The 8,470-nt window shown below is 33.6% G+C and carries 7 protein-coding genes; 1 reads left to right on the top strand and 6 read right to left on the bottom strand.

Annotation, left to right across the window (positions count from 1 at the left end):
* Window positions 1-87 precede the first annotated feature (87 nt).
* The 4 genes from AC3WVA_RS29165 to AC3WVA_RS29150 all read right to left on the bottom strand — a co-directional run bounded on the left by AC3WVA_RS29165 (window position 88) and on the right by AC3WVA_RS29150 (window position 4,003).
* Entirely contained in the window at window positions 88-1,164 is a 1,077-nt protein-coding gene (locus tag AC3WVA_RS29165) for a glycosyltransferase WbsX family protein (protein WP_048526347.1), read from the bottom strand.
* Window positions 1,165-1,380: 216 nt separating this feature from the next.
* The gene (locus tag AC3WVA_RS29160; RefSeq protein ID WP_048526348.1) at window positions 1,381-2,253 is read right to left on the bottom strand and encodes a class I SAM-dependent methyltransferase; all 873 of its coding nucleotides are present in this window, start codon (window positions 2,251-2,253) and stop codon (window positions 1,381-1,383) included.
* A gap of 38 nt (window positions 2,254-2,291) precedes the next feature.
* Window positions 2,292-3,002: a class I SAM-dependent methyltransferase gene (locus tag AC3WVA_RS29155; RefSeq protein WP_098347314.1), complete on the bottom strand. Its 711-nt coding sequence runs from the start codon at window positions 3,000-3,002 to the stop codon at window positions 2,292-2,294.
* A gap of 206 nt (window positions 3,003-3,208) precedes the next feature.
* Window positions 3,209-4,003, bottom strand: coding sequence for a sulfotransferase family 2 domain-containing protein (locus AC3WVA_RS29150; RefSeq protein ID WP_098521681.1), 795 nt, complete (start codon window positions 4,001-4,003; stop codon window positions 3,209-3,211).
* A gap of 257 nt (window positions 4,004-4,260) precedes the next feature.
* Between AC3WVA_RS29150 and AC3WVA_RS29145 the strand changes: the two genes are divergently transcribed.
* On the top strand, window positions 4,261-5,205 hold the full coding sequence (locus tag AC3WVA_RS29145; RefSeq protein WP_098347316.1) for an NAD-dependent epimerase/dehydratase family protein: 945 nt from the start codon (window positions 4,261-4,263) through the stop codon (window positions 5,203-5,205).
* Window positions 5,206-5,245: 40 nt separating this feature from the next.
* Here AC3WVA_RS29145 and AC3WVA_RS29140 read toward each other — a convergent pair whose 3' ends face one another.
* Both AC3WVA_RS29140 and AC3WVA_RS29135 read right to left on the bottom strand, forming a co-directional pair.
* Window positions 5,246-6,022, bottom strand: a complete 777-nt coding sequence (locus AC3WVA_RS29140) for a class I SAM-dependent methyltransferase (RefSeq protein WP_098347317.1) — start codon at window positions 6,020-6,022, stop codon at window positions 5,246-5,248.
* A gap of 65 nt (window positions 6,023-6,087) precedes the next feature.
* The gene (locus AC3WVA_RS29135) at window positions 6,088-8,019 is read right to left on the bottom strand and encodes a glycosyltransferase (protein WP_098347318.1); all 1,932 of its coding nucleotides are present in this window, start codon (window positions 8,017-8,019) and stop codon (window positions 6,088-6,090) included.
* Window positions 8,020-8,470 lie beyond the last annotated feature (451 nt).

Raw genomic sequence — 8,470 nt, 5'->3', positions numbered from 1 at the left:
ACACGGAAGTTAAGCTCTCTAGCGCCGATGGTAGTTGGGACCTTGTCCCTGTGAGAGTAGGACGTCGCCAAGCAACTGTAAGACGAGTCAGAATGACTCGTCTTTTTTGTATCTTTTCATACCTCTGTTAATTGCCTTTCTAACTCCTTCTAAATAGGCGAATCCATGCTTTTTATCTGGTTCTAAGTAAGTACCTTCTGCCCATTCATTCCACGCATTAATAAATAAGAACTCGCTATCATAAAGGGAGAACGTACGGTGAATTTGCTTGCTTAAATATATTGTGAACTTCTCAGGAGTAGAGCCTACGAAAATGCTGCTATTTAAGTCTTTACGGCGTGCTGTGTTGTCCCAGTCAACAAAGGCACCGGGAAATGTTTTTTTCTTTGGAGGAGAGCGTTTTAGTATATACATCCACACTTTATCATAATCCCAAGCGTTTATTTGTTTACCGGATTCATATATTATCTTATTTATGTCGGAAGAGCTATCATGAGCAATGGTATAAAAAGGCTCGAATTGAATGCTAGCATCGAATCCGTTTATATTAGGAAGTGGAAAGCTGTTTAATGTTTCTACAAAGTATATACCTTTCAAACCATTTTCTTGTGCGAGTGTATTCCAGTAAGTAAGCATTTGGGCACAATCAGGGATGTGCCCAGGACGATAAATAATAAATAGTGGTTTATCATCTATACGGATATACCTCTCATCTTGGAAAGCTTGTAATAAATACTCAAAGTGTTCTTTCCAATCCGATAATTCTCCGTAATCTTGAGGCATTAATATGTGACTATCGAGACCATCCCAAGTTTTTGTCCACGGTTCATTTGCCCAAGAAAGGCAAAATGGAAAATCTGGTTCCTTCATCTGAAGTACCTCATTAAATGGTCTCTCCAATAACCTCTTTCCTTTAAACCAGTAATGGTAATAACAAAAACCATATATGCCGTGTGCTTTGGCAATTTCTGCTTGCCACTTTCTTACGGATGGGGTGGTTAAGTCGTAATAAAAATCTTGATAAGGTTCTCTAGGTTGATAATGTCCTGAAAATAAAGGTCGTGCACTTTTAGTATTTGTCCATTCAGTAAAACCTTTTCCCCACCATCGATCATTTTCTTTTATTTGATGAAACTGTGGTAAGTAAAAAGCAATTATTTTCAAGATATATCCCCCTTATGTTCTTCGTAGTTCAAGTGGTGGGAAGTTATTTTTGATTTTTTCGAATCTAGTTAAAGCATGAGATCTATTATTTACTTACTGTGTTGATGCTGCATAATGAATTTTTTTGTACAGTTTGCTTGATATAGAAATCTTTGATGATTTAATATATACGGCTGAGATACAAAATGATCTTCATTATACAATGAGCGAAAAGAGTTAATTTTTTTGGAGAACAAATAGAGCTTGGGGTAATCGGTTTGCATCATCGAAAAAGTCCCGCAGCTTTAAATATTTCTCATAGTGGTTTTTAATATAAGTTCTAGGTATAACGGTTTCCCCGTAGAAGCTACTATTTCTAACGTCTCCAGCTCCCGTAGGGCTGTGGACAAAATTGCCGCTTTCATAATCCGAGATGGCACGATTTATATCTGGGAAAGCTTGAGATAAAGTTTTATGCCATCCCGTTTGAATTAATTCAGGGTGTTCCTTAAATTGTTGACAAAAATCGAGAAAATAGCGTGCTTGTGTTGTGGCGATTAAGATTCCACCAGGACGAAGAATTCTTGAAAATTCCTTTATCCAATTTTCTGCAGTTTCTTCGGATAAATGTGAGAATACAGAATAAGCGAATATGATGTCTAATGAATTGTCATTAATAAATTTTGCGGGAGGTTGTGGGGGAGCTATTTTATATCTACCTCTTCCTAACGTTTCGTTACAAAGGTTAATCATTACAGGATCTACATCAATACCAAGTAAATTTTTATGGCGAACATCTTTGAAAAAGAAGCGTATAATTCTTCCCCATCCGCAACCAAAGTCTAAAATTTTCCGTTCTTTATTCAAGGGAACGCCTAAATTATGAGCATATGTTTTTACAAGGCTATAAAACAAATATGCTTCATAAAGAGCATGCTCATAGGAAGCGCCTACAAACTGTTGTTGAATTTCTTCGGGGGGGAACATAGGTACTGGGATGCCATTTATCTTTGTTTGTGAGCAACTTTGTATAAATAGATTAAGAAGCTCAACATCAGAAAGCGGGCTAACAAGGTTATCAAAGTCACTTCCTAACTTAAAGTTATTCATTTGCTAACCTCCAAATTATATAGTGCCTAAAAATTATTTCAGTGTTTTTTACTAATAAAAACATGTAGAAACTCAGCATCTAACCCCAGTGATCTATCCTTTTGTAAATAAACAATGGTATACATATTTGCATGTGTATAAATATATTCAATCATATCTTGGCCCCAATCAAATGTTACTAAAGACCCATTCTCATCAATAGGATTTCCGTGATAAATCGGCTCTTCAATATACTCAATTCCATCCTTATTGATCCTTGCTCTTTGCAAAGTTTTTGGGAGTGTATGATACCAAGGTACAGTAAACACATGAGCACCACCAGGCTTTAATACACGCTCTATTTCTTTAAAGGCTTTGTTTGGTTCCATTACATGTTCAAAGACATCTTGAGTAATGAATAAATCAAAAGATTCATTTTGGAAAGTCATGTCTTCTAAGTTCTCGCATCTAATTCCTTGAAAGTATTGGCCGAGAGGGTGGTTTTTAAAGTATTGAGAATATGTATAGTTTTTGCAGTTTTTTATTAGTAGTTGAGTTGTAATCCCTCCTGGAGAGGATTCGTGGATATGATAGGAACCCCATTTTGGAAAAAATGTATTTAAAACATGTATTAAAGCTCGTTGCCGTGGTATAGAGTGGCATGTAGAACATAAGTAGTGATCCCTAAGCCAATCATTATGCTCTATAAATGTAGCTTCCTTCTCGCAAATAACGCAATATCCATTATTGTGCTTCAAATTACCTTCCACATGACATCACTCCTGTATAAAAAAATGCATATGACGACACATACGTCAACAATCAGCGAAATCAATGAGAGTGGGTGAAAATAAGGGAATTCATAAAAGTAAGATTGGTAGAAGGAAATAATTAGCGGGGAGAACCCCACGCTAATTAAAGTTTCACTTTATGCTATGCGATACATTTGCTTTTATTCATTGAAGAGTGTATCGATTTAAAGTATCCCTTTTGTGTACGGGTACATTTCAAAGTCTTGTGCATATATTTCTGTAACTAACGCCATTGTTTCTTCATCATAAAAACTTTCATATGTTGGAAAGCGAGGGAAGGTGGCATCCGTAATACTGAGCTCTGCATAGCTTCCTGTATAAAGCATTTTATGAGCGCGATGATGTTCTGACTTTATAAGTAGTGCCAAATCGGATTTAACTAATCCGTACGTATGTTCTATCTTTGTAATTTGTGTATTAAAATCTTCTAAAGGAATATAGTATTGGATGAAGTTTTCTTCACCTGGAACGTATTGCTGACTAAAATGTATGTCCATTGCTAGGGAATTGGGACCTAATGCTCGAACGTAATATAAAAATTGTTTAAATGATATTCCTCGGTTACTATATTTGTCATTATACAAATAATGGCGGATACTTTCCCATTGAGGAATTGCATATGGATTGTCAGCAAGTAATAAAAATGAGCTGACGGCCCTTGTATAGGGATTTCGCACAAGTTTACAAACATCTTTTTTTGCTGTTAGAAGGCCATTTTGTAACTCTGGTATGTAGTTGGTGTTGTTTTTATATACCCAGAATTCATAGTAATGAATAAAGTCATGGTATTTCTTTGCTTCAGTAAATAATCCAATTTGAAAAAAGAACCAATTAGCTAAAGTAGTACATCCGCTTCTATGGCTCCAGAATAGTATAAGTGGAAAGTCTTTATGGAAATGTGGGATTCGATCTTTATGTAGGATTACATGATTTAAAAGCTCTTGATTTACATTCTTCATACATGTAGTACTCCTTTTTGAAAGTTTTATTTATGGAGAGGGGAAGCTTTTACTAATCCAATATATTCATAGGAATGAGTAAATATTATGAGTGTTTTTTCGAGCGGCTTAAATAAGGTAGTGATTCTAAAAGGAAAATATAAAATAAAGATAATGAAAATTGATAAGGGGCATACAATTATAGTAGAAGTGAACAAGTTTATTTCTTTGTATTTCTAGGTGTGATAAGCAAAAATCTTATTACTAGAGAGGATACTATGAGGAAGAATAATTATTTAATAATAGGTGGAAATAGTTTCATTGGTATTAACCTCGCGTTAGGTTTATTGAAACAAGGTCAAAATGTAAAAGTATTTTCCAGACATATAAATAATTTCCCTCAAAATATTATAAGTGAGGTTGAGTTTATTAAAGGTGATTTAGCGAATGTGGAAGATATATATAAAGCTTTAGTGAATGTGGATATTATTATTTATTTAGCTGCAACGTCTAATGTAGCAACTTCAATTGAAGATGTTTTCGGAGATATAAACAGTAGCTTTTTTTTTCTTAACTTCATGGAAAGTGTTAAAAATTTTCCTATTAAAAAAATTGTATTAGCCTCTTCTGGAGGCACAGTTTATGGTGAGCCTGAATATTTACCTATTGATGAGGAACATCCATTAAAACCACTTTCTCCTTATGGAATAACAAAAGTGTCGCTTGAAAATTATTTGTACTTTTATAAGAAAAAATACGGAATTGACTATGTTGTATGTAGATATTCTAATCCATATGGAAAATATCAAAATCCTTTAAAGAAAGTTGGTGCAATCAATTGTTTTTTGTATCAACATCTCAGTAATGAAAAGATTAATATATATGGGAATCCACAAGAGATTATTCGAGATTATATTTATATCGATGATTTAGTTGAAATCACTATACAACTATCACAATTAAATCGCCTGAAATCATGTGTGTATAACATAGGGAGTGGCAAAGGTCTTTCTTTAAAACGAATTATAGTAGAACTGGAGAAGTTAACGGAAAGAAAAGTGGATTTTATCTGTTATAAACAAAAACAAGAAAATGTTCAAAAAATCATCTTAAATATAGATAGAGTAAGACAAGAATGTAATTGGGAACCGAAAATAGATTTCAAAAGTGGTATTAGGTTAAACAAGCTATGGATTGAAGAGTTCTTATATAGTAAAAAATAATAAACCATGCCCTACTTCTGTATAAGTAGAGCGTGGTTTATTATTTTACTTCTTTTTTTATTACCCAAAGGTCTTGATGTTCCCACCAAAAACCTTCAGTGTATTTTTTGATAATCGGGTTATAAGATAATAATTTAATTTTGTCACATACGTAAGAGGGGCTAACGATCGTTTGCCCGTATTGATGAACATCTAAATCCAGTTGTTCGCTAGAGGGAAGAAACCAATAGCCCTGTTCATTTAAATCAGGAAAGCCGAAGTACTTTTTACTTTGATATCCATGAGTTGTGAAAATGAATAATCCGCCAGGGGAAACAGCGTTATACAATGTTTGAAGCCAACGAAACCAAGTTGTATCAGGCATATGAGAAAAAAAGGATAAACAAAAAACGATATCATACGTAGACGAGGCTAATTTTACTTGTTCTGGTTCGGGATGAGATAAGATAGAAGCAGTATTTAATGTACTTTCAATAAAAGTAATAGCCTCTTCATGTATATCACAAGTAGTTATACTTAAGTTCGTTTGTAGTTTTAATAAATGACGTGTTATGCAGCCATATCCGGATGCGAATTCTAATAATTGAATGGGATTGTCTATAGGAGGAGAAAAGGAAGTAATTAAATCTAAGAGTGTCTCTGCTGATTTTCTTCCATCCTTAAAATAATAATCTATCGCTTCTTTTTTTGACGGAAAGACTGGATTCGTGACAAGAAATTGAAAGATATGATCCTCTGGATGGATACTTGCATTTACATTGTAGTTATGTGCCATTTGAGAAATCAAATCTTTATTTGCCTCTATAAATTCTTTCAAAGAGTAGCCCCCTTTAATGATAGTAACGTCTTATAAGAGATATTGATGGTGAGGGAAATATATAATTAAATCTTCAAATATGCTTTAAGGTACTTTCTATATGTGTACATTTTCTTTTTTGAAATGTCGTCGATAGTAAAGGTTTCTGTAATGAAATTCTGCATTTGTACAACTTCACTGTAATGGGAATATGAATCTTCTGTTCTCGTTACGCTATTTGTATGTCGTCTATGATAGTTTAGCGGTTTTGGGTTGAAATAAATATTTCCCTCTTTCAGAATAGAAACATAGAAAAACCAATCACCAGCTACTTTAAACTTTTCTAATTGTTTTGCTGTAGTTTGTATAGCTATGTTTTTAAAAACTACACTTGAGACATTAGGTATCGTGTTTTTGATAAGTAACGTATCTTGTATTTCATCTATCCCTTTTCGAAAGTAAGAACTCTTCCATTTTTCTTTATCAATATCATTTGTGTAATCTAAATAATGATTGGCTAGGATATTTCCTTGTTCATCTATTTGTTTTGATTGTGTATAGCTTAAGGTGACATCACTATTTATATGAACCCCTTGCATTACTTCTTCTAAAAATGTCTGATCACATAAGTCATCGGCCTCTGCAATCCAAATATAATCACCAGTTGCTGCAGAGACACCTTTTATCCATTGTTTAAATACAGAACCAGAGTTTTTATCATTAATAATTTGTTGAACTTTTAGGTGGGATTTATTTTCGTTTGAGAGCAGCTGTTCAAATGTAGATACACTATTGTCAGTAGAAGCATCGTCTAGGAAAATGAGTTCGTAAAGAGGATAGGTTTGGTTTAATATTGATTTAACTCGGCCAGGTAAGTATTTTTCGTAATTATAGTTCGGTAAGATTACGCTTATTTTTTTATAATTATGCTCAAGTAGGTTTAACAATTGATAAATGTAATGAAGGAAATTGAAATCTTTTTCAATAAGTTTTTGGCCAAAGCTACCTTTTTTTAATCGTAAATCTTCATCTCCAATAAATTCATATATTCTTTCCAACATCATCGGTAAGTTTAAATAGTCTACTAATGCGCCAGTTTGTTCCGTAACAACATCTTCAAAACCTCCAGCATTTTTAAACCCAATAACAGGGACCTTTATATCTAATGCTTCTAAAACAACGTTTGGAAAAGGGTCCTCTCTTGAAGTTAATAAATATAAATCAGCCCCGGCGTTATATAAACCGATATCCGGAGTAGGCTCTACTAATGTGAAATGTGCTGTATATCTCGGGGATAGTGTGTTTAAAAAATGAACATCTGTTTTCCCGACCCAGATAAAATGAATATTTGTATGAACCTTTCTTACTGAGTAAGCAATAAGTGAGAATAAATCTATTCCTTTTCGATGATCAGCGAACCCTACCCCCAAAATGATTTTGCTATCTAGAGGCAGGTTGTGTTTTTTTCTTAATTCACTTCTAGCCTTTTCAATATTATTCTTATAAGGATTGTGGTTAAACAAGCCTTGAGGGAGAATGTGGCATTTTTGATGATCTAATTGGGTGATTGTACGGAACTTTTCATACACGTACTGTGAAGGGAAGACAATTTTGTAAGCAAACTCGGCAATGTTTCTAGCCTTTCCCTCGGCAGAGTACTGTTGTATTAAATGCGGCAACTCATGTATTAATGAAATAACTTTTATATTGTGTTTAGCTAGTAATGCAACTATATCACCACTTATGACAGTACTACATATGGCGATGGTATAGTCTTGTGATAATAACTTCTGTATTAATAATTCGACCTTTTCTTCCGTTGGGTAGTTTTCCTCTAGGCAATAAACAGAACCATACTTTTGAAAATCGTGGATTAAAATGCCCGTTCCAATAGAAATAATTGCGACAGAGTAGTTAAAGTTTTCTTTAAGAGCTTTAATAGTATGTAAAGAAAGCAGCTGTGCTCCGTGGAAATGGGCATCATGGGATACATAAATGATTTTCTTATTAACATGCATTTCATAACGCCTCCTAAGTTAATTAGTTTTTTAGTAAATGTATGGCGTATTTATAATTCCTAGAAAGAAGTAATAGAAGATAATTGTGAATGTAGATGGAATGTACTCGCAATAACAAATGCTACTTTTAATATATATTTGTTTGGCTTGATATTCATTCTTTAGAAAGGAATAAGTGGTAAGAAAGTGTAGAGTTTCGATTATGAAAGTAACTGTACCATTTTATTAATTTCTAGAGACGGACAATACCTTTTATCCTTTTTATTTTATAATTTATAAAATAAAAAGGATAAAAGGTATTGACGATTGTAGGTTAGAGGTGTAATATAGAACAAGTCGCCGATGCAATAACGCAGAACGCGGCAAACGAAATAAAAAACTTAGTTGACATTACAAATTAGAAATGTTAACATAAGGAAGTCGCAAATGAGCGACCAAGTAGTTCTTTGAA

This window comes from Bacillus sp. EB106-04-02-XG92, from assembly GCF_058791995.1.
This window is presented reverse-complemented; position numbering and strand designations above follow the sequence as displayed.